The sequence below is a fragment of the Citrobacter sp. Cpo071 genome, from assembly GCF_030332765.1.
GTDB lineage: Bacteria > Pseudomonadota > Gammaproteobacteria > Enterobacterales > Enterobacteriaceae > Citrobacter > Citrobacter portucalensis.
In genome coordinates, this window is record NZ_JAOWHE010000085.1 from 709,540 (window position 1) to 730,822 (window position 21,283).

19 protein-coding genes are annotated in these 21,283 nt (G+C 51.8%); 7 read left to right on the forward strand and 12 right to left on the reverse strand.

Annotation, left to right across the window (positions count from 1 at the left end):
- Positions 1-32: 32 nt before the first annotated feature.
- Together pptA and OGY09_RS20540 are read right to left on the reverse strand one after the other, a co-directional pair.
- Positions 33-260, reverse strand: coding sequence for a tautomerase PptA (gene pptA / locus OGY09_RS20535; protein ID WP_032943490.1), 228 nt, complete (start codon positions 258-260; stop codon positions 33-35).
- Positions 261-294: 34 nt separating this feature from the next.
- Positions 295-1,299, reverse strand: coding sequence for a LacI family DNA-binding transcriptional regulator (locus OGY09_RS20540; protein ID WP_164079414.1), 1,005 nt, complete (start codon positions 1,297-1,299; stop codon positions 295-297).
- A 319-nt stretch (positions 1,300-1,618) separates the two neighbouring features.
- On the opposite strand from OGY09_RS20540, the gene OGY09_RS20545 reads away from it, so the two are divergent.
- Positions 1,619-2,815, forward strand: a complete 1,197-nt coding sequence (locus OGY09_RS20545; protein ID WP_032943493.1) for an L-talarate/galactarate dehydratase — start codon at positions 1,619-1,621, stop codon at positions 2,813-2,815.
- A 73-nt stretch (positions 2,816-2,888) separates the two neighbouring features.
- Positions 2,889-4,199 carry an MFS transporter gene (locus OGY09_RS20550; protein ID WP_032943494.1) on the forward strand — a complete coding sequence of 437 codons (1,311 nt, stop codon included), beginning with the start codon at positions 2,889-2,891 and terminating at the stop codon, positions 4,197-4,199.
- A gap of 69 nt (positions 4,200-4,268) precedes the next feature.
- Here OGY09_RS20550 and OGY09_RS20555 read toward each other — a convergent pair whose 3' ends face one another.
- Entirely contained in the window at positions 4,269-4,886 is a 618-nt protein-coding gene (locus OGY09_RS20555) for a glutathione S-transferase family protein (protein ID WP_032943495.1), read from the reverse strand.
- 112 nt (positions 4,887-4,998) lie between these two features.
- Here OGY09_RS20555 and OGY09_RS20560 point away from each other — a divergent pair, with 112 nt between their 5' ends.
- Together OGY09_RS20560 and OGY09_RS20565 are read left to right on the forward strand one after the other, a co-directional pair.
- The gene (locus OGY09_RS20560; RefSeq protein WP_020996394.1) at positions 4,999-5,928 is read left to right on the forward strand and encodes a LysR family transcriptional regulator; all 930 of its coding nucleotides are present in this window, start codon (positions 4,999-5,001) and stop codon (positions 5,926-5,928) included.
- An 89-nt stretch (positions 5,929-6,017) separates the two neighbouring features.
- Complete coding sequence (locus OGY09_RS20565; protein WP_032943497.1) at positions 6,018-7,007, forward strand: zinc-dependent alcohol dehydrogenase family protein; 990 nt, start codon at positions 6,018-6,020, stop codon at positions 7,005-7,007.
- A 35-nt stretch (positions 7,008-7,042) separates the two neighbouring features.
- On the opposite strand, the gene OGY09_RS20570 is transcribed toward OGY09_RS20565, so the two are convergent.
- Genes OGY09_RS20570 through OGY09_RS20595 form a run of 7 tightly spaced genes read right to left on the reverse strand, consistent with a single transcriptional unit; the run spans position 7,043 to position 13,659 of the window.
- On the reverse strand, positions 7,043-7,816 hold the full coding sequence (locus OGY09_RS20570; RefSeq protein WP_032943499.1) for an amino acid ABC transporter ATP-binding protein: 774 nt from the start codon (positions 7,814-7,816) through the stop codon (positions 7,043-7,045).
- Positions 7,800-8,726: an amino acid ABC transporter permease gene (locus tag OGY09_RS20575; RefSeq protein ID WP_008784820.1), complete on the reverse strand. Its 927-nt coding sequence runs from the start codon at positions 8,724-8,726 to the stop codon at positions 7,800-7,802. Before OGY09_RS20575 ends, OGY09_RS20570 begins: the two co-directional genes overlap by 17 nt.
- Positions 8,727-8,735: 9 nt before the next feature.
- Complete coding sequence (locus tag OGY09_RS20580) at positions 8,736-9,245, reverse strand: GNAT family N-acetyltransferase (protein WP_032943501.1); 510 nt, start codon at positions 9,243-9,245, stop codon at positions 8,736-8,738.
- A 10-nt stretch (positions 9,246-9,255) separates the two neighbouring features.
- Positions 9,256-10,188, reverse strand: coding sequence for an ABC transporter substrate-binding protein (locus OGY09_RS25480; RefSeq protein ID WP_032943502.1), 933 nt, complete (start codon positions 10,186-10,188; stop codon positions 9,256-9,258).
- 12 nt (positions 10,189-10,200) lie between these two features.
- Positions 10,201-11,514 carry an LLM class flavin-dependent oxidoreductase gene (locus OGY09_RS25485; protein WP_032943503.1) on the reverse strand — a complete coding sequence of 438 codons (1,314 nt, stop codon included), beginning with the start codon at positions 11,512-11,514 and terminating at the stop codon, positions 10,201-10,203.
- Positions 11,515-11,539: 25 nt separating this feature from the next.
- Positions 11,540-12,661: an amidohydrolase gene (locus OGY09_RS20590; protein WP_032943504.1), complete on the reverse strand. Its 1,122-nt coding sequence runs from the start codon at positions 12,659-12,661 to the stop codon at positions 11,540-11,542.
- The gene (locus tag OGY09_RS20595; RefSeq protein WP_032943505.1) at positions 12,661-13,659 is read right to left on the reverse strand and encodes an MsnO8 family LLM class oxidoreductase; all 999 of its coding nucleotides are present in this window, start codon (positions 13,657-13,659) and stop codon (positions 12,661-12,663) included. Before OGY09_RS20595 ends, OGY09_RS20590 begins: the two co-directional genes overlap by 1 nt.
- 514 nt (positions 13,660-14,173) lie before the next feature.
- Between OGY09_RS20595 and OGY09_RS20600 the strand changes: the two genes are divergently transcribed.
- Positions 14,174-15,715, forward strand: coding sequence for a methyl-accepting chemotaxis protein (locus OGY09_RS20600; RefSeq protein WP_008784825.1), 1,542 nt, complete (start codon positions 14,174-14,176; stop codon positions 15,713-15,715).
- A 280-nt stretch (positions 15,716-15,995) separates the two neighbouring features.
- Positions 15,996-17,438, forward strand: a complete 1,443-nt coding sequence (ansP, locus tag OGY09_RS20605) for an L-asparagine permease (RefSeq protein WP_032943507.1) — start codon at positions 15,996-15,998, stop codon at positions 17,436-17,438.
- Positions 17,439-17,479: 41 nt separating this feature from the next.
- On the opposite strand, the gene OGY09_RS20610 is transcribed toward ansP, so the two are convergent.
- On the reverse strand, positions 17,480-17,701 hold the full coding sequence (locus OGY09_RS20610; RefSeq protein WP_006684490.1) for a YgdI/YgdR family lipoprotein: 222 nt from the start codon (positions 17,699-17,701) through the stop codon (positions 17,480-17,482).
- 137 nt (positions 17,702-17,838) lie between these two features.
- Positions 17,839-18,900 (reverse strand): 7-bladed beta-propeller protein YncE, encoded by a 1,062-nt coding sequence (gene yncE / locus OGY09_RS20615; RefSeq protein ID WP_032943509.1) that lies wholly within the window; start codon positions 18,898-18,900, stop codon positions 17,839-17,841.
- A 259-nt stretch (positions 18,901-19,159) separates the two neighbouring features.
- Between yncE and pqqU the strand changes: the two genes are divergently transcribed.
- Positions 19,160-21,280 (forward strand): TonB-dependent receptor PqqU, encoded by a 2,121-nt coding sequence (gene pqqU / locus OGY09_RS20620; protein WP_032943510.1) that lies wholly within the window; start codon positions 19,160-19,162, stop codon positions 21,278-21,280.
- The last annotated feature ends 3 nt before the right edge of the window (positions 21,281-21,283 follow it).

The following is a 21,283-nucleotide window of genomic DNA, read 5'->3' on the forward strand; positions in this document are numbered from 1 at the left end:
ACGAAAACGGGCGGAAATCCGCCCGTTTTTTCTTACATACTGTAGCCAGGTTTTTTAATTAATCTCGCCATCTGCGGCACAATTTCCTTATCCCACACGGCCTGCCACGCCTCTGGCTCAACTTCATTGAGCGCCACGCTGACTGAACTGTCTTTGCTTTGCAAATGACGAATAATAACCTCGGTAATATCCGCCGCCAGGGCGGTTTTCTGTTCGTCGGTAAGAGAGCGAGGAAAACATTTAATATCAACGTGCGGCATAGCAGATTCCTTATTGTTTTGGGTTGCAGGTAACTTATGCGGACTCTCGTTCTACCAGATGAAAACCGACATCAATAATATCGTCTTCACGCGGAATTTGTTCGATACGATCGGCAAGCAGTGAGGCAGCACGTTGCCCGATGGCCCGTCTGTCGACGCTGACGGTGGTGATGGCGGGCCGATTGCTGGCAGCAAAATCCAGATCGCCAAAACCGATTACCGCCAACTCTTGCGGCACGCGTATACCGCGACTTTCAGCCTCCATGATCGCCCCCTGGGCTAGCGTATCTGAGCTACAGACAATGACATCAAACGCGCCTTCAGCCAATAGCTGCGTTAATCCAGAGCGTCCCAATGCCAGAGAGGCCGGAAGTGGGACGTCCACCTGTGCGTCAGCAGCAATACCATGACGACTCAACGCATCGCACAGTCCTTGTTTACGCTGGCCTGCCCGGCGATCGGCAGTCCATAACAACCCCGGACGTCGATAGCCTTTATTCAGCAGATAGTCTGCCACCGCTTGCCCGACCTTTTCATGCGAAAAACCGACCAGCATATCGATGGGTGTTGGGGTTAAATCCCAGATTTCCACGACCGGGATGGCCGCATTAAGAATCACTTTTTTAAGCTCGGAGGTATGATGAATACCGGTGAGTACTACACCATCCGGGCGACGAGAAAGCAGCGTCGCCACCAGCTCTGCCTCAGTTTGCGGTGTATAACCCGACACGCAAAGCAAAATGTGGTATCCGCGTTCTGCCAGTTCATCACTTAATGACTGGATGGTATCGACAAACATATTGTTGTTAATTTGCGGAATAACCACGGCGATAAGCTTGCTGCGACGCGACGCCAGTCCCCCAGCCAGTGCGTTGGGAATATAGCCGGTGGCGCGCACCGCCTGCATCACTTTTTCAACCGTTTTCGGGCGCACCAGCTGCGGGGTATTCAACGCCCTGCTCACCGTCATGGGTGACAATCCCGCGGTACGGGCAACATCTTCCAGCGTGGGAGCGCGCGGTGGTTTGGGATTTTTCACTGTCGATGCCCTTGTCAAAAATCGCTGATTTATCCTGGCATTATTCATCATGATTTTGGCTATTGCCAGCGTTGCTCAGTGATAACGCAGGGAAAACAGCAGCTTAGTTAATTATCGCCACTCAAAATGATAGCGCAATCACAATGATTTGTGCATTTCTCCATAAAGTACTGGAATGTGACGTCGTTTATAATTTACCACCCTTCTCTCTCTGAATTTGTGAGCAATTGTTCAAATCGCAGTCAATTCGCTGGCACAGTGATTGCGCTAACATTAAAAATGATAGCGCAATCATTTGTTATCACCAGGAGAGAACAATATGTCTTTAAGTGCCAATTCCGATGCCGTGACCTATGCCAAATCGGCTAACGCTAAAACCGCAGCAGAAACCGGTGACCGTATTGAATGGGTAAAACTGTCTCTGGCTTTCCTTCCTCTGGCAACACCCGTGAGCGATGCCAAAGTGCTCACCGGTCGCCAGAAACCGCTAACTGAAGTCGCCATAATCATCGCCGAGATCCGCAGCCGCGACGGGTTTGAAGGCGTGGGATTTAGTTACTCCAAGCGGGCTGGCGGCCAGGGAATATATGCGCATGCCAAAGAAATTGCCGATAACCTGTTAGGCGAAGATCCAAACGACATTGACAAGATCTACACCAAGCTGCTGTGGGCTGGCGCTTCCGTGGGGCGCAGCGGCATGGCGGTACAAGCCATCTCCCCTATCGATATCGCATTATGGGATATGAAAGCCAAGCGTGCAGGATTGCCGCTGGCAAAACTGCTTGGCGCGCATCGGGACTCCGTGCAGTGCTACAACACCTCCGGCGGATTCCTGCATACGCCGCTGGATCAGGTGCTAAAAAACGTGGTTATTTCCCGTGAAAACGGCATTGGTGGTATCAAACTCAAGGTTGGTCAGCCAAACTGCGCCGAGGATATTCGCCGCTTAACCGCGGTGCGTGAAGCGCTGGGGGATGACTTCCCGCTAATGGTCGATGCCAATCAGCAGTGGGATCGGGAAACCGCCATCCGTATGGGACGTAAAATGGAGCAGTTCAATCTAATCTGGATTGAAGAGCCGCTGGACGCCTACGATGTTGAAGGCCACGCCCAACTGGCCGCCGCGCTTGATACCCCGATTGCCACCGGTGAAATGCTGACCAGCTTCCGCGAGCATGAACAGCTGATCCTCGGCAATGCCAGCGATTTTGTGCAGCCCGATGCACCGCGTGTGGGAGGGATTTCACCGTTCCTGAAAATTATGGACCTGGCGGCTAAACATGGTCGCAAGTTGGCTCCACACTTCGCTATGGAAGTTCACCTGCATCTGTCCGCCGCTTATCCGCTTGAGCCATGGCTGGAGCATTTTGAATGGCTGAACCCGTTATTTAACGAACAACTTGAGCTGCGCGATGGCCGGATGTGGGTTTCCGATCGTCACGGTCTGGGCTTCAGCATCAGCGAGCAGGCGCGCCGCTGGACGCAATTAACCTGCGAGTTTGGCAAACGTCCTTAATTAATTTGGCGGGTAAGTAATACCCGCCCTCTTCCCTACAGAAACGCTCTCAACCTTATGAAAGGAGTGGGTGATGAACACAATAATAAAGCGTACAAAAGTGCGTTACGGCATTCTGATATTTCTGTTTCTTGCTACCGTATTTAATTACGCCGATCGCGCGACATTATCCGTCGTGGCTCCGATTATGAGCAAAGAATTAGGTTTTGATCCTGAAGCAATGGGGCTGGCCTTTTCTGCCTTCGGTATTTCTTATGTCATTATGCAACTGCCCGGCGGCTGGCTCCTGGATCGCTATGGTTCTCGTCTGGTATACGGCTGCGCACTGATTGGCTGGTCGCTGGTAACGATGTTTCAGGGCACCATTTATCTGTACGCCAGCCCGCTTGTCGTATTGATTATCTTACGATTACTGATGGGTGCGATTGAAGCTCCAGCCTTTCCAGCCAACAGCCGATTAAGCGTGCAGTGGTTTCCTAATAACGAACGGGGCTTTGTTACCTCTGTCTATCAGGCCGCGCAATATATCTCGTTAGGGATTATTACGCCGCTAATGACGATTATTTTGCATAATCTCAGTTGGCACTTTGTGTTTTATTACATTGGGGCAATAGGCGTTATTCTTGGCATCTTCTGGTTGGTCAAAGTCAGAGACCCTATGCATCATCCAAAGGTGAACCAGCAGGAAATTGACTATATTCGGGAAGGCGGTGGTGAACCGTCGCTGGGTAATAAAAAAGAGCCACAGAAGGTTACCTTTGCGCAAATTAAAAGCGTCTGCGTCAACCGCATGATGATTGGCGTATATATCGGACAGTTCTGCGTGACATCAATTACCTGGTTCTTCCTGACCTGGTTCCCTACTTATCTGTATCAGGCGAAAGGCATGTCGATCCTCAAAGTGGGGTTTGTCGCCAGTATCCCTGCCATTGCCGGTTTTATCGGTGGATTATTAGGCGGTGTTTTCTCCGACTGGCTTTTAAAGCGCGGCTACAGCCTGACGATTGCCCGTAAGCTGCCGGTTATCTGCGGAATGCTGCTTTCCTGCGTCATCGTTATCGCGAATTACACATCGTCAGAATTTGTGGTTATCGCCGCGATGAGTCTGGCGTTCTTCGCCAAAGGCTTTGGCAATCTGGGATGGTGCGTTCTCAGCGATACCTCACCAAAAGAAGTGCTTGGCATTGCAGGAGGCGTATTCAATATGTGCGGCAATATGGCCAGTATCATCACACCACTGGTGATCGGCGTCATTCTGGCGAATACCCAGTCCTTTGATTACGCCATCCTGTATGTCGGCTCGATGGGGCTGATCGGCCTGGTTTCCTATCTGTTTATCGTGGGTCCGTTGGATCGTATTACGCTCACCCCTTCTGTTGCGTAATTTAAACTTATGGCGATAGTTCGCCCGCTGTTCCGGGAATTGCACTCCTGCGGAACAGCGTTTTTTTAATCAAATAATCTTATTGTTTTTCAGTACAGTACGCAGCCGTGGGTGCTGACAAACCGCATCGGCGATAGCGCTAATATTCGGCGTGTTGTCCTGAAACCAGTCATGCCCTGGTCCCCAGGTACGCATAACGGCAATGTAAATGTCCAGCAGTGTTAGCTGATCCCCGAATGCGTACGGCTCGGCGCTTAGCTGGTTGTTCAGCCACATATAGAGGGATTTACGGTACTCAATGCAGTTCTTTTTCAACTGCGCCGGGGCGTCCGGTACCCATCGGTCAGGATAATCGGCATAGGTAAACGTGGGATAGACATTTGCCACCAACCATATCAGCAGACGCTGAAACTGCTGGCGTTCGGCGTGCCCAACGGGTGGCGAAAGTGCTGGGCAACGATCGAGGATCATCAGCGCGATCGCCGCCGTTTCCGTCAACACGCTGCCATTTTCCAGTACCAGCGTGGGCACCTGGCATAGTGGATTCATTGTTTTAAGCAACTCCCGCGAAGGACCATCGCTGTCAAAACCGTCCACATCAATAAAGCTGTAAGGGATCTCCGCCAGTGTGAGCATCACTTCACTGATGGCCGATCCCCAGCCCGGTACCCCATAGACCTTAATCATGCTGCAACCCTCAACATTAAAACCCTAAGTGTAGAGCAGCATTCGGCAACCTATGCAGACATGATTATTACTTGCATAATAACAATGGTCGAATACCGGGAGAGAATAAGCAATGCGTTCCAGTATGTTTGAATACATGAACATTTTTGTACAGGTTGTTGAGCAAGGTGGATTTGCCAGAGCCGCAGATGTGTTACACCTGCACCGCCCTGCGGTGACCAAAGCTATCCAACATCTTGAAGACGATCTGGGGGCAAAGTTGCTTAACCGCACGACTCGTAAAGTGAGTCTGACAGAAGAAGGTGATGCCTTTTACCAACGCACAAAAATCCTGCTCAGTGACGTTGATGACATCATGGCTTCTTTTTCACCTGCCCGCCCACCGCGCGGAAAACTCAGGGTTAATGCCCCTCTGTCGCTGGCGCACTCCGTGTTAGTTCCTGCGCTGAAAGATTTCCAGTCGCGATATCCTGACATCGAGATGGTACTCACCTCCACCGACCGTAGAATCGATATGCTTGCCGAAGGCATCGACTGCATGATCCGTATTGGCGAGCTACAAGATTCGACCTTGATCTCCAGGCGGCTTGGTGAGGTCAAAATGGTAACCTGTGCTTCACCGGATTATCTGCAAAAACAGGGGGTGCCGCAGGTACCAGAGGATTTATCCCGACACCAGGCGCTTAACTTTTTTAGCGAGCGTCATCGCGAAGCGCTGGAATGGACCTTCGTCAATAGAGGTAAAACCGAATCGTTCACCCCCGCAGGGCGGATAAGCGTTGATAACTCCGATATTCTGTTGACCGGCTGCTTATCTGGACTCGGCATTATACGTGGCGTTCATGCTGTCCTTGCGCCCTATCTTCAGTCAGGCCAGCTTGTTGAGGTGCTGGCCGATTATACCGGAGAATCAAAACCAGTTTCGGTGCTTTACCCGGACAGACGTCATCTCGCCCCTCGGGTTCGGGTATTCATTGACTGGTTATGCGAACTTTTTAGTCAACAAAAACCGCGGCTTCAGGGATTATTACAAAATAAGTAATAGTGAAGTTCCGCAACAACGGTTTTTCACTCTCATCTGAGTCGTTAAATTGTGCAGACCCAATACAGAACAATTTACTGAGGTCTGCTATGTCTAAGGTCGTAGTTTTTAATCAAATTGGTGGCGCTGAAGTCCTGAAGATTCAGGAGATGCAGGTTCCCGCGCCTGATGCAAATGAGGTTCAGATCCGCGTGCGGGCTATTGGTATCAACCGTGCGGAAGTTATGTACCGCACCGGACAGTATATTTACCAACCTAATTTCCCGGCGCGACTGGGTTATGAAGCTGCCGGAGTCATTGAATCAGTGGGAGACAACGTACGTGAGTTTGCACCTGGCGATTACGTTAGCGTCATCCCGGCATTCAGCTTTCATCAATATGGAATGTATGGTGAAGTCGTTAATGCCCCCGCTCACGCGGTCGTAAAGCATCCACAAAACCTGAGCTTTATCGAGGCTGCTGCCAGTTGGATGATGTATGTGACCGCTTTCGGTGCGCTGGTTGAATATGCGGATATTAAGCCCGGTGATAACGTGCTGATCAATGCTGCTTCCAGCAGCGTCGGACTGGCAGCAATTCAGATTGCTAACATGCGGGGAGCAAAACCGATTGCGATGACACGGACCAGTGAGAAACGTGATCAGCTGCTGCAACTGGGCGCGGCAGAGGTTATTGCAAGCCAGGAGCAGGATCTGGTGGCCGAGATTCAGCGGATTACTGAGGGTAAAGGAACCCGCGTGGTGTTTGATCCGGTCGGTGGCCCAGCGGTGGCAAGAATTGCCCAAGTGATGCCAGCCGGTGGGCTATTTTTCCAGTATGGTTCGCTTGATTCACGTGACCTTTCTATCCCGGTCATTGAGATACTCGGTCGCCATCTGACCTTCCGCGGCTATGAGATTTTCGAAATCACCACGGACGCAGAAAAACTTGCGCGGGCGAAACGGTTTATCTTTGAAGGATTGCAGTCTGGCCAGCTCAAGCCGCTGATTGATAAAACCTTTGCCTTTGATGATATCGTCGAGGCACATCAATACATGGAAGCCAATGGCCAGGTAGGCAAAATCGTCGTCACTCTGTAACCTCTGTGCGGCACAGCCTTGTGCCGCAATGTGTCTCAAAGCACTTTCGACAAAAACTGCTGAGTGCGCGTGTGGCGTGGATGATTCAGCACTTGCTCGCTGCTGCCCTGCTCGATGATTTTGCCATCGACCATAAACACCACCTGATCAGCCACTTCCCGGGCGAAGCCAATCTCATGCGTTACCACAACCAGCGTGGTTCCCGACTTCGCCAGCGCTTTAATGACATCCAGTACTTCACCGACCAGTTCAGGATCCAGTGCAGATGTAGGCTCATCAAACAGCATGACGCGCGGATTTAACGCCAGCGCACGGGCAATAGCGATACGCTGCTGCTGACCTCCGGATAAGTGACGCGACCAGGCATCGGCTTTATTCCGTAACCCTACTGCATCAAGCAGAGTTAATGCCCGCTCGGTGGCGGTTTTACGCGTTGCCAGTCCGTGCGCAATGGGCGCTTCAATCAGATTCTCCAGAACCGTTAAGTGCGGGAACAGATTAAAGTTCTGGAACACATAGCCGACGTTAACGCGCTGGCGCAAAATTTCCGCCTCTTTCAGCTCATACAGCTTGTCTCCCTGCCGACGATAGCCAATGTAATCGCCATCGATTTGAATAAACCCCTCATCGACGCGTTCCAGATGGTTGATGGCCCGCAGGAGTGTGGATTTCCCTGAACCGGACGGGCCAAGAATAACCGTTACCGTACCGGGAGGGATCTCCAGCGACACATTATCCAGCGCTTTGTGGCGACCAAAGTATTTGCTAACGCCGGTAATAGAAATATGGCCTTCAGGCGAGCGGGACATGGACGGCCTCCTGCTGTGGACGTTGACGACTGCGTTTTTCTGCACGACTCACCCGGGCTGTGTTGATCGCTGAACGTCGTTCGCTGCGTGCCAACGCACGTTCAACCAGGTGCTGAATTAACGACAGGACGCTGGTGATCACCAGATACCACACCGCACCCACCATCAGCAGCGGGATCACTTCCTGCGTGCGGTTATATATCATCTGGATGGTGTAGAACAGCTCCGGCATTGCCAGCACATATACCATCGCCGTCCCTTTCGCCAGGCTGATGATTTCATTGAATCCAGCAGGCAAAATGGTGCGCAGCGCCTGCGGCAGAATAATCCGCAGCGTACGTCGCCCTGCTGGTAAGCCCAGTGCTGCCGCTGCCTCGTACTGACCGTGATCGACCCCTAAAAATCCACCCCGAATAATTTCAGCGGTATAGGCGCTTTGCACCAGCGTCAGGCCAACCACCGCAGTGGAAAACTGACCGAGTACATTGATGGTCTCAAAACTTCCCCACTGAATGGGAGTAAACGGAATACCAATCGTCAACGTGTCGTACAGATAGGAGAAGTTGTACAAAACGATCAGCACCACAATCAGCGGTAACGAACGAAACAGCCAGATGTACCCCCATGCCAGACCGTTCAACAGCCAGGAAGATGAAAGCCGCGCCAACGCCAGCAGACCGCCGATGACAATACTCAACAGCGTCCCGATCAGCGTCAGTAACAGCGTTTGCCCGAGGCCGGACAAGATAACCGGATCAAAGAACCAGCGGGCAAACACGCTCCATTCCCAGCGCGGATTAAACGCCACGGACTGGAGAATTACCGCAAGGGCAAATAAGGCAATGACCGCGCCTACGGTACGCATGGGATAACGTGCCGGTACGACTCTAATGCTATCTGTCGTTTTCATTTTCTCTCCTCAGGCGATTCTGGCCTGACCGGTAATAGTCAGCAGTTTGGTAAAGCGCAGCCGTCCATCAAACGGCGGCAGGCTGTACTCTTCGGGATCGCGCGTCGTATCAAATTGCGGATCGTAGCCCTGGCTTAAATAAAGTCTGACGGCCTCCGGCTGGCGAAATCCCGTGGTCAGATAAATCCGGCTGTAGCCTGCGAGCAGCGCTCTACGTTCCAGTTCCTGCACCACGCGCGCCGCCAGCCCCTGCTGGCGCAGGCTGCTTTTTGTCCAGATACGCTTAATCTCGGCGGTGTCCTTGTCGTAAGGTTTGTAAGCCCCGGTGGCGATAATTTCGCCGCGGCGCTCCAGTACCACAAAAAGTCCCTGCGGCGCCAGATACCATTCGGTCAGTTCCACTTCAGCGTCGCGAGAAAAGTAATCGCCATAGCGGGCGGCATATTCACCGAACAGACCGTTCAAAATGGGCTGCAGCTCGCTGGCTTCCGGTGAGAGCACGCGAAATTGATCGCTCACGATGACCTCCTTAGTCGCCTAAACCGGCCGGGTTGATTTCAGATTGTGGAATGCGTTCCACCCCTTCTCCCCAGCGATTCAGCACCTTGTCATAGTCGCCGTTGCCAATCACGCCGTTGAGGGCGGTTTGTACCGGCAGAACCAGACCGCTGTCTTTTTTCAGCGTCACAGCGATATGTGCCGCTTTTGGCCAACCGCCATCAACGCTACCCACTAATTGCGTTTTACCGTTGAGTGCAGCTTTCCACGCGCCGATTACATTAGGACCGAAGTAGGCATCGGCGCGGCCCGACTGTAGGGCCAGGGTTTGCGCGGCATCATCTTTGGTATACACCGGCGTAAACGGCTGTAACCCTTTCTTCACGTTCTCATCGTTCCAGGCCAACAGAATGGCTTCCTGGTTAGTCCCCGAACCGACAATAATGCGTAGTCCTGCGATATCTTCCGCCTGCTCGATTTTCTTCAGCTTGCTACCGGTTTTGACATAAAAGCCAAGAGAGTCCTTCCGATACGTCGCGAAATCGAATTTTTCTTTGCGTGCTTTGGTGACGGTAATATTGCTGATCGCGGCATCGTATTTGCCGGAAGTGACGCCCAGCGGCCAGTCTTCCCATGACGTAGGTACAACGTTGAGTTCCAGTCCCAGACTGTCAGCCACCAGACGCGCGATGTCCGCCTCGCTGCCGATCAACGTCTTATTGTCATCGGCAAAAACGGTCAGCGGTGGCTGGCTGAGCCCGGCGATCGCCACGGTGAATTTGCCCGGTACGGCCAGGTGCAGGTTTGCGGGCAACTGCGCGATCGCCTGCGGGTTTTTTGCTGTATTGATTGGCGCTTTATTGGCTTCCAGGCTTACGCCGGTGCCGTTAATCGTCACCTCATTTGCCCAAACGGTCGCGCTGAAAGCCAGTGACAGCGCGAGAAATACTGATTTTTTCTGCATAGCGTTTTTCTCTTATTGTGTGAATTGATTTGCAGGTGTCGCTAATCCCAGGCTTGCGCGCAGGGTCGTACCGGGATATTCATGGCGGAACAGGCCGCGCGCCTGAAGCACGGGGACAACCTGTTCGACAAAACGCGGGAAGGTATCCGGCGTTCCGCCCTGGATGATAAAACCGTCTGCGGCTTTTTCGTCGAACCACTGCTGCAAGCCGTCGGCAACCTGTTGTGGCGTGCCGCTGAAACGCGGACGTGGACTGGCCGCTTCCAGAGCAACCTGACGAAGTGTTAAACCTCGCTCGCGTGCGTTGCGTTTGATCTCATCAGTCGTACTGCGAAAGCTGTTTTGTCCGAGAGAGCCCAGATCCGGGAATGGTGCGTCCAGCGGATATTGGGCAAAATCATGATGTTCAAAGTAGCGGCCAAGATAGTTCAGCGCGTCAGTAACGGAGACCAGCGCAGCGGTAGTCTGATACTGCTGCTCAACGTCCTCTGCGCTGTCGCCAACAATAACGCTGACGCCCTGGAATATATGCAGTTGATCGGGATGTCGTCCGGCGACTTCCAGCTGGCTTTTTACATCCTGATAGAACGCTTTAGCCTCTGCCAGCGACTCCTGATGGGTAAAAATGGCATCAGCGTGCTGCGCCGCTAATTTCTTGCCATCTGCTGAAGCTCCCGCCTGAAATATAATCGGACGGCCTTGTGGTGTACGCCCAATATTTAATGGCCCAGCGACCTGGAAATAATCTCCATGATGGTTAAGCGTATGCAGCTTTTGCGGATTAAAAAATTCTCCACTTGTTTTATTACGGGTGAAAGCATCTTCTTCCCAGGAATCCCACAGTCCTTTCACTACCTGTAAATATTCATCAGCAATACGATAACGCTGGGCATGCTCTGGATGCTGAGCGCGAGAGTAGTTTTTTGCCGATCCTTCCAGAGGCGACGTAACCACGTTCCATCCGGCGCGCCCCTGGCTGAGATGGTCCAGGCTAGCGAACTGCCGTGCGGTCGTAAACGGCTCGCTGTATGATGTGGACACCGTGCCAACCAGCCCCAGATTCTGGGTGATACTGGCCAAAGCGGATAATACTGTCAGCGGCTCAAAACGATTTAAAAAGTGCGGGATTGATTTTTCATTAATATACAGACCATCGGCGACAAAAATAAAATCCAGCTTCCCTTTTTCCGCAATAAGCGCCGTCTCTTTGACAAAATCAAAATTAATACTGGCATCAGCCTGAGCCGCCGGATGGCGCCATGCGGACATATTTCCCGATGCGCCATGCAGAATAGTGCCGAGCCGTAGTTGCCGATTTTCAGCCATAATAACCCCTACCCAACAGGTAAACTTAAAGGTGTGCGAATGCCGTTTTTGCTAACTGCGCAAAGTAGTGCGCGGCAGGTTCAATTAAACGCTCGTCCGGATTAAATCCCGGGTGATGTAATCCGTATTCACTGGCGCTGCCAATACTGACAAATGCGCCAGGTGTATTTTGCAGGTAGACGGCAAAATCCTCCCCGCCCATATGCAGGTCGGCATGGTGGGTGGTATAGCCTGACTGTTTCGCCACCGCGGTGGCAATATCGGCCCAACGATCATCATTTACCAATGCGGTTGGTCCCGCATGCCAGATTACGTCGATTTGTGCGCCAAAGGCGTGGGCAAATCCGGCGGCAATGTCATTAACCCGGGCCTTAACCTGCTGCTGCACCTGGGTTCGGTGCGTTCTGAGTGTCCCTTCCAGCTCAACGGACTCCGGCAGTACGTTCCATGTGTTTCCCCCCTGAATACGGGTCACGCTGAGCACCACCGAATCCAGCGTGTTTATGTCGCGGCTGGCAACGCTTTGCAGCACCGTTACCAACTGGCTGGCGAGCAGGATGGCATCCTTACCTTCATGCGGACGCGCCGCATGTGCGCCCTTGCCATTAATGCGTAGCACGAAGCGATCGACATTGGCATAAAATGCGCCGCCGCGTGTGGCAAATTCGCCCACCGGCAAACCGGGCTCATTGTGCATACCGAAAATAGCCGCTACGTTTTGCAGCGCACCGGCGCGGATCAACGTTTTTGCGCCGCCGAAACTCTCTTCAGCTGGCTGAAACAAAATACGTACTCGCCCCGGTAAGGTTATTTCCTGCTGTTTTAGCAGCAGTGCTGCACCAAGCATGACGCTGGTATGGACGTCATGCCCGCAGGCATGCATCACGCCCGGCGTGAGTGAACGAAACGGAACATCGGCGCTTTCTTCTATCGGTAGCGCGTCGATATCCGCCCGCAGCGCGATGACATCTTCTCCCTGACCAATTTCCACGACCAGACCGGTTTTCAGCTCGAACGGCAGAATGTCGACGTCCGCAGCGTGCAACCAGGCGTGAATGCGCGCCGTGGTTGCTTCCTCCTGCAGGGAAAGCTCCGGATGCTGATGTAGTTCACGACGCCAGTCGATAAGCGTTGAGCCGAGAGTCATCAGAGCACCTCCACGGCGTTATGGGCTTGCGCTAACAAACGCAGCGATGTCAGACGCGCATGCCCTTGCGCCACTGGCGTGTCGATAATGAACTCGTCAATGCCAAATTGCGTATGCAGAGCATTCAGCTTTGCCATCACCTCCTGAGCGGTGCCGTGTAGCAACGCCTGCTCACGACGCGCGATTTTGCGTGGTGGGCTGCCAGACTGAGCGGCAAACGCCAGCGCCTGTTCTTCGCTGGCTACCGTGACACGTTGACCATCTTCCAGCTCCACGCCCCAGATTTGTACGTTTTCCGCCAGTTGCGCAGCGGTGTCGTAACTGTCAGCCACAATCACCTGGACGGCGACTATCGTCGGGCGTGCACTGTGGGTCTGCCAGAAGGACAAAACGTCATGCAATAACGCTTTGTCACCATTGAGGTGCGCTGCGAAGATGAAATTCCAGTCGGATTGCGCTGCTAACTGCGCGCTTTGCACACTGGCTCCCAGTACAAACTTTTCCGGTGGTATCGGTGGAATTGGCGTCGGGAATACCGTTTCCCCGCTTTCCGTTCCGCTCAGCGCCAGCCAATCGTTAAGCAAAGAAAGCTGGTCGGCAAAACTGCCTTTTTCTTCCTGATGCAGCCCATGCTGTAACGCCTGGGTCGACAGCGGTAAGCCGCCAGGGGCTTTCCCTACGCCGAGATCAACACGTCCAGGAGCCAGCGATGCCAGAAGATTGAAGTTTTCCGCCACTTTGTACGGGCTGTAATGTTGCAGCATTACGCCGCCGGAACCTACGCGGATATGCTGGGTTTGCCCGAGGATCCAGGCGATCACCAGCTCCGGCGATGGGCTGGCCAGCTGTGCCGTATTATGGTGTTCCGCGATCCAGAAACGATGGTACCCCCACTCTTCTGCCAGTTGCGCCAGGCGCAACGTACGGGAAAGCGCGGTCGCGGCAGTTTCACCTTCCCCGATGGGGCTTTTATCCAGAATACTCAGGCGATATGACATGTTACGAGCCTATGTTTGTTAACATGTCTTTATTATTAATTTATCAAATAGCCATACTGAAACATTTAATTCACATTTGCTCAGCTAAAAAGTAGATAACAACCCCTGTCGCTGCCAGGGTTAAAATTTGGATCGCCCAGTACAGGTTGTAACGCTAAACAGAAAAACACCCGCAATTAATAGCCTACAAAATATAATAGGGTCGTTGGCATCACGGTAATAACATCAAAATCATTTCATGCCAGTTTTCTTTTTACGAAAAGGTTTTTTAACGCGATTTACGTTAAGTCAGTTTAAACGACTTGTCACGTTATGCGCTTGTATTAATTGTTTCACTTTTATGACACAGGATGAATGATTTACATAGGAATTTTTATTTTAACTACTTCCACAGAATTGATGATTAGTAGAGAATGCAACGTTCTTATTAAAACGGTTTAAAACAGATTTTAATATCCCCCGATTTTATTGCGGGGATTTTTGTATGGATTATACATAGCACCATGGGACCTCTATGAAAAGTAACATACCCGTTACACAAATTGAGCACGCACTTAACGATAAAGCGACGCTGCTTTCTACGACGGATAAAGAAAGTCATATTACCTACGCCAACTCCGCGTTTATTGATGCCAGCGGATTTAACGAACACCAGTTAATGGGCGAACCACATAATATTATTCGCCATCCCGATATGCCTCCCGCGGCGTTCGCCGATATGTGGTACACGCTACAGCAGGGAGACAGCTGGACGGGGATGGTGAAAAACCGTCGGCAGAATGGCGACCATTACTGGGTTCGCGCCAACGTTACGCCAGTCTGGCACAATGAAAAACTCACCGGCTACATCTCGGTGCGTACCGTTCCTTCGCGCGATGAAATAACTCAAAGCGAAAGCTTATATCAAAAAATTAATAATCAGCAGCTTAAAGGGTTTCGTCTTTTTAAAGGCATTATCATTCGTCGCGGAATATTGTCATGGGCATCAATGTTTAAATGGCTGAGCATTAGCCAGCGCGTCAATTATTCTTTAGGGGTAATCGCCCTGCTCGCTGTGCTATTTCTCTTCGCTCCTGTTAATCCATTTATTCAGGCGGGAGGGTTATTGTTTTTATTTCTGATGCTTGCTATTTACCTTAAGTATCAAATTTGTCAGCCAGTTAATACGCTACTGACGCAAATGAAGAAAGTGGTATCCGGGAGAAAACCTGATAACTGTCATTTAAATCGGGTGGATGAGATCGGAATGCTGATGCGTCTGGTTAATCAGTCCGGGCTTAATCTGAATTCCCTGGTCGATGATGTCAGTACGCAAATATCCGGTATTCGCGCCATCAGTCAGCGGGTATCAAAAGAAGGTACGGCGCTGCACAAGCGTTCAGAAGAAACCTCCGCCGACCTGCAACAAACCGCTGCCGCCATTGAAGAAATTGGTAGCGCGGTACAGCAAACTGCTGAGACTGCGGCTCATACTATGACCATGGCCGATAAAACCAGCGCCAATGCGGCAGAAGGCGGCGATATTATGAAACAAACTATCGCCATGATGCAGGCGATATCGCGTGACAACGGGCAGATAGTCGACATCATCGGCGTTATCGACAGTATTGCTTTCCAGACTAATATTCTGGCGCTCAATGCCGCGGTTGAAGCCGCGCGGGCCGGGGAGTCCGGGCGTGGTTTTGCCGTTGTGGCGGCAGAGGTCCGTAATCTGGCGCAGCACTCGGCGTCTGCAGCAAAAGAGATCAAACAGCTGATTGAGAAGAACGTCGCCAACGTCAATAGCGGCGTCAAAATGGTGGAGCAAACGGAAACGCATCTCACTGGGATGATTGGCGATGTCCTGCAGATGTCGATGATGATCAAAGATATTAGTCTGGCGACGCGTGAGCAAACCCAGGCGCTGGATCTGATTAACGATTCGATTTCACGCGTTGGCACCATGACACACAATAACGCCGAGATGGTGGAGCGTGTCACCGATGCTACCGCCGATCTGACTCAGCGTTCATCGCGCTTACAGCAGGCCGTTCAGGTCTTTGGCGTCTCAGCATAACCTTACGGCGCTTATCGGGTGAATGTCTCGATAAGCGCACACCTCTCCACGTATTTACGCCCTTCTCTTTTATTGGCTGAATCGAGGCCACACCGCGCCAGTGCTGGCTGTACAAAAATGCTGAATTCTTGTTATCGGGGCTTTGCGGAACCGAACAATTGAATGTAGGATGCTCGGCCGGCAGTTTTCCCCCGTAACACAATGAAGGGTAAGGCTGTTTTCGCCGCAGCAGGTGCGGCAAAAAGGATTTTGTATTTTTGTCAGGTCAACAGGAAAAGTAATGAACACAAACAACACGCAAGCCGCGGAACAACATGCGGCGAAACGACGCTGGTTGAATGCCCACGAAGAGGGGTATCACAAAGCGATGGGTAATCGACAGGTACAAATGATCGCCATTGGCGGCGCAATCGGTACCGGGTTGTTTTTAGGGGCTGGCGCACGCTTGCAAATGGCGGGTCCTGCTTTGGCGCTGGTTTATCTGGTGTGCGGTATTTTTTCGTTCTTTATACTGCGTGCGCTTGGTGAACTGGTTTTACATCGCCCTTCCAGCGGCAGCTTTGTCTCCTATGCTCGCGAATTTTTAGGTGAGAAAGCCGCCTATGTGGCTGGCTGGATGTACTTCATCAACTGGGCGATGACCGGCATTGTCGATATCACCGCGGTGGCGTTGTATATGCATTACTGGGGCACATTTGGTGATGTACCGCAGTGGGTGTTCGCCCTCGGCGCGCTGGCCATTGTCGGCACCATGAACATGATCGGCGTGAAGTGGTTCGCGGAGATGGAGTTTTGGTTTGCGCTGGTCAAAGTGCTGGCGATTGTGATTTTCCTGGTGGTGGGTACCGTCTTTTTAGGCACTGGAAAGCCGCTGGATGGTAACGCCACCGGTTTTCACCTAATCACCGACAACGGTGGATTCTTCCCACATGGTCTGCTTCCAGCGCTGGTACTGGTTCAGGGGGTAGTTTTTGCGTTTGCCTCCATTGAACTGGTGGGCACCGCTGCTGGAGAATGCAAAGATCCGCAAACCATGGTGCCAAAAGCGATCAATAGCGTTATCTGGCGTATTGGTCTGTTCTATGTGGGTTCTGTCGTTCTGCTGGTTCTATTACTGCCGTGGAATGCCTATCAGGCGGGGCAAAGCCCGTTTGTTACCTTCTTCTCCAAACTGGGCGTGCCGTATATCGGCAGTATCATGAATATTGTGGTGCTCACCGCGGCGCTTTCCAGCCTTAACTCTGGGCTGTATTGCACCGGGCGTATTTTACGTTCCATGTCGATGGGCGGATCGGCGCCTAAATTCATGGCTAAAATGAGCCGTCAACAAGTACCCTGGGCTGGGATCCTCGCCACGTTGGTCGTCTATGTCGTCGGGGTATTTCTGAACTATCTGGTACCGTCGCAGGTGTTTGAGATCGTGTTGAACTTCGCGTCGTTGGGCATTATTGCGTCGTGGGGCTTTATCATGGTCTGTCAGATGCGTCTGCGCCGGGCCATAAAAGAAGGTAAAACGGCAGACGTCAGCTTTAAACTGCCGGGCGCTCCGTTTACCTCGTGGCTAACCCTACTGTTCCTGCTGAGCGTGCTAGTGCTGATGGCGTTTGACTATCCAAACGGCACCTACACCATCGCGTCATTACCGTTGATTGCCATCCTGCTGGTTGCAGGGTGGTTCGGCGTGCGTAAACGCGTCGCGGAAATCCACCGCACCGCGCCGTAATGGCTGAAGGCCTGACTGGTTAACCCTTCAGGCCTTCATTTTTAGTCCGCTTCAATCAACTGCGCTACATCGTTGCTGTTAATTTCCCGCGCATTTCCATCCTGATCGGTATAGCTGGTCATTCCCGTATCTTTATCCAGTTTTGGCTTACCCTGGGTGGTGATGGTTTGTCCGCTTTTGGTCGTCATGACGTAATCGGTGGTACATCCTGCAAGGGTAAACAGCATTACGCCTGCACAAAGACAGATAAATGGCTTTTTCATGGTATTCCCGTGTTATTCAGTTAGCCGTTGAGGGCGTAGTGTAAGTCCCTGAAGTGGCTCGGGCTACTGGCGGGGTGTAACGAGGCGTATCGTGGGGTTTAGAGAAATGACAGGAGGGGTTTCCCCCTCCGGATGTTTTATAGCGCAATACGAATAACATCGTCCGGCTGGGTGGCTTCCTGCTCGCGGGTAGATTTCTGTTTCACGCTGACATACAGGGTTTTACCATCGGCGGAGAGCGCCAGGCTATTCGGGAACGTTGGGGTCTCGAATGTTTTGACGACTTTATAGCTTTTCGCGTCGATCACACTCACTTTACCGGCCTGGCGATGAGTCACGTAGGCTTCATTACGCGTTGGGTTGAACAACACGGCCAGGGATTCCGGCGCGGCTACTTTTGCCAGTACATTGCCATTACGGGTATCGATTACCAGCACTTCCGCCGCTTTAGAGTCGGTGACAAATGCGCGGTTGCCCGCTGTGTCCAGGCTCAGGTTGATAAAGAAATGCTCTTTCCCGTCATCCAGCAGTTTTTTGCGGCTGAGAATTTTGTTAGTGGCGGTGTCAATGGTAATGAATTCACCGTCCGCATTGGCGGTGTACAGGCGTTTAGCCTTGCTGTCGACAGCCAGAGCAGTGCTCATTTTGCCGGTATTCTGGATGGTGTCCTTCAGCTTGATCGTCTCACCGTCCACCACCCAAACCACGCTCTCTTTACCAATACCGCTAATGTATACCGTGTTGGTAGCATCATCGGCGACCAGCTCACGCGGCTGCAGCGGGCGAACGTCTTCAGAACGTTTACGCGCATCCAGCACCAGACGTCCTTTCACCGCACCCGTTTTGGCATCCATCGCCGTTACCGCGCTGTTTACCGTATTGCCGAACCACAGCGTTTGCGTGGCGTTGTTGATGGTGGCACCAAACGGTTTGAGATCGTTATGAATCACCTGGGTCACTTCGAGGGTGACCGGGTCAAGACGATAAACCACCCCGCCGGTATCCAGTTTGCGGCTCTGTGAGGTCGCCAGCCACAACGCGTTCTCTTGCTGGCTGTACGCCATTTCATAGGCACCTTTGCCGACGGCTTTGCGCAGCAGTTCTTCTGCAGCCTGCGTAGTAAAAGATGATGCAACGAGCAGTGAACCTAACAGTAAAGAACCACGCAGACGCGGCGAAAACAGATGACGTAAAGACATGACGACTCCCTTTGATAAATTCGTTTGTTACTGCTTCACATAGCTTCAATGAGCAAAATCATGGTTTTGCCTTTTTAGGAATGAGAATAGTAATCATTATTCATCTCAAAGTGGAGCACTTCTTCACATATTGACTACAATCGTTTTCATTGCCCGAAAAATTACCGCAATTACGCAGCGCTAAAATTCATTTTTTATAAATAAAATTCACATGCTTACCGTTCATTTTTCGACGCAAGCATCCTAACTGGCCTTGTTCATGACGATTTTTTCAGCCCGCTATACCGTTGTTCCTGTTTCTTTATTGCCTGCCTTCTTCTCGCCTTTTGCCCTGGCAGAAAGTGAGATAAACGATCAAACGCTGATCGTGAGTGCGACGCCACAGTCCGTTTCTGAGCTAGACACCCCTGCTGCCGTCAGCGTTGTTGACGGAGAGGATATGCGTCTGGCAACGCCGCGCATTAACTTGTCTGAATCCTTAACCAGCGTCCCGGGGTTACAGGTACAAAACAGACAAAATTACGCCCAGGACCTCCAGCTATCGATTCGTGGATTTGGTTCGCGAACCACTTATGGTATCCGCGGTATTCGTTTGTACGTCGATGGTATTCCAGCAACCATGCCGGATGGACAAGGTCAAACATCCAATATTGACATTAGCAGCGTACAAAACATTGAGGTTTTACGCGGCCCCTTCTCTGCTCTGTATGGCAATGCGTCCGGCGGGGTAATGAATGTCAGTACTGAGACAGGACATGAGCCGCCAACCATTGAGGCCAGCAGTTATTACGGCAGTTTTGGCACCTGGCGCTACGGGTTAAAAGCAACGGGAGCTCTGGGAGATGGTACTCAGCAAGGCGATGTGGATTACACCGTTTCGACAACCCGGTTTACCACCCACGGTTATCGCGATCACAGTAGCGCGCAAAAAAATCTGGCCAATGCCAAACTTGGCGTGCGCATAGACGATGCGAGCAAACTAACTCTGATTTTCAATAGTGTTGACAGTAAAGCCGCCGATCCCGGCGGTCTTACCGAGTCGGAATGGCTGGTTGATCCACAGCAATCACCCCGTGCTGAGCAATTCAATACGCGAAAAACCATCAAGCAGACCCAGGCGGGATTGCGCTATGAACGCCAGCTTAGCGAGCAGGATGATATCAGTATCATGACCTATGCAGGAGAACGTGAAACTACTCAGTATCAGTCGATCCCGATGGCACCACAGTTAAAACCGTCTCATGCCGGAGGCGTCATTACCCTGCAACGTCATTATCAGGGGATAGACAACCGCTGGACTCATCGGGGTGAGTTGGGCATCCCCGTGACCTTCACCACCGGTCTGAATTATGAAAACATGAGCGAAAACCGTAAAGGCTACAACAACTTCCGTCTTGATGATGGCGTGCCGGAGTATGGGCAGAAAGGCGACTTACGACGTAACGAACGTAACCTGATGTGGAATGTCGACCCCTATCTGCAAACACAGTGGCAATTAACGCAGAAACTCTCACTGGATGCTGGCGTTCGTTACAGTTCGGTGTGGTTTGATTCTAACGATCGCTATATTACGCCCGGTAACGGAGATGACAGCGGTGACGCCAGCTATCACCAATGGCTGCCAGCCGGATCGTTAAAATATGCCATCACCGATGCCTGGAACGTCTATCTGGCCGCGGGTCGCGGTTTCGAAACACCCACCATTAACGAACTGTCCTACCGTTCCGACGGCCAAAGCGGCATGAATTTTGGTTTACAGCCGTCCACAAATGACACCGTTGAAATCGGTAGCAAAACACGTGTTGGCGATGGGTTGTTTACCGTGGCCTTGTTCCAGACTAACACAGACGACGAAATCGTCGTTGACAGCAGCAACGGCGGACGGACAACTTATAAAAACGCCGGAAAAACTCGCCGTCAGGGAGGGGAATTATCCTGGGATCAACGCTTTGCCGCAAACTGGCGCGCAAAAGCATCATGGACCTGGCTGGATGCAACCTACCGCAGCAACGTCTGTGGGGATCAAAACTGCAACGGCAACCGACTGCCCGGCATAGCGCAAAACATGGGATTTGCGTCACTGGGCTACGTTCCTGATGAAGGTTGGTATGCGGGAGCAGATGTGCGTTATATGGGCGACATTATGGCCAATGATGAAAATACGGCGAAAGCCCCGTCATATTCCGTTGTTGGCTTGAATACCGGTTATAAATTTTATTACAGCAATCTCATGGTAGACCTGTTCGGACGGGTGGATAATCTGTTCGATAAAACATATGTCGGCTCGGTGATTGTGAATGAGTCAAATGGCAGATACTACGAACCGGCGCCAGGACGAAACTATGGCGTAGGTATTAATCTGGCCTGGCGTTTTGAGTAACAC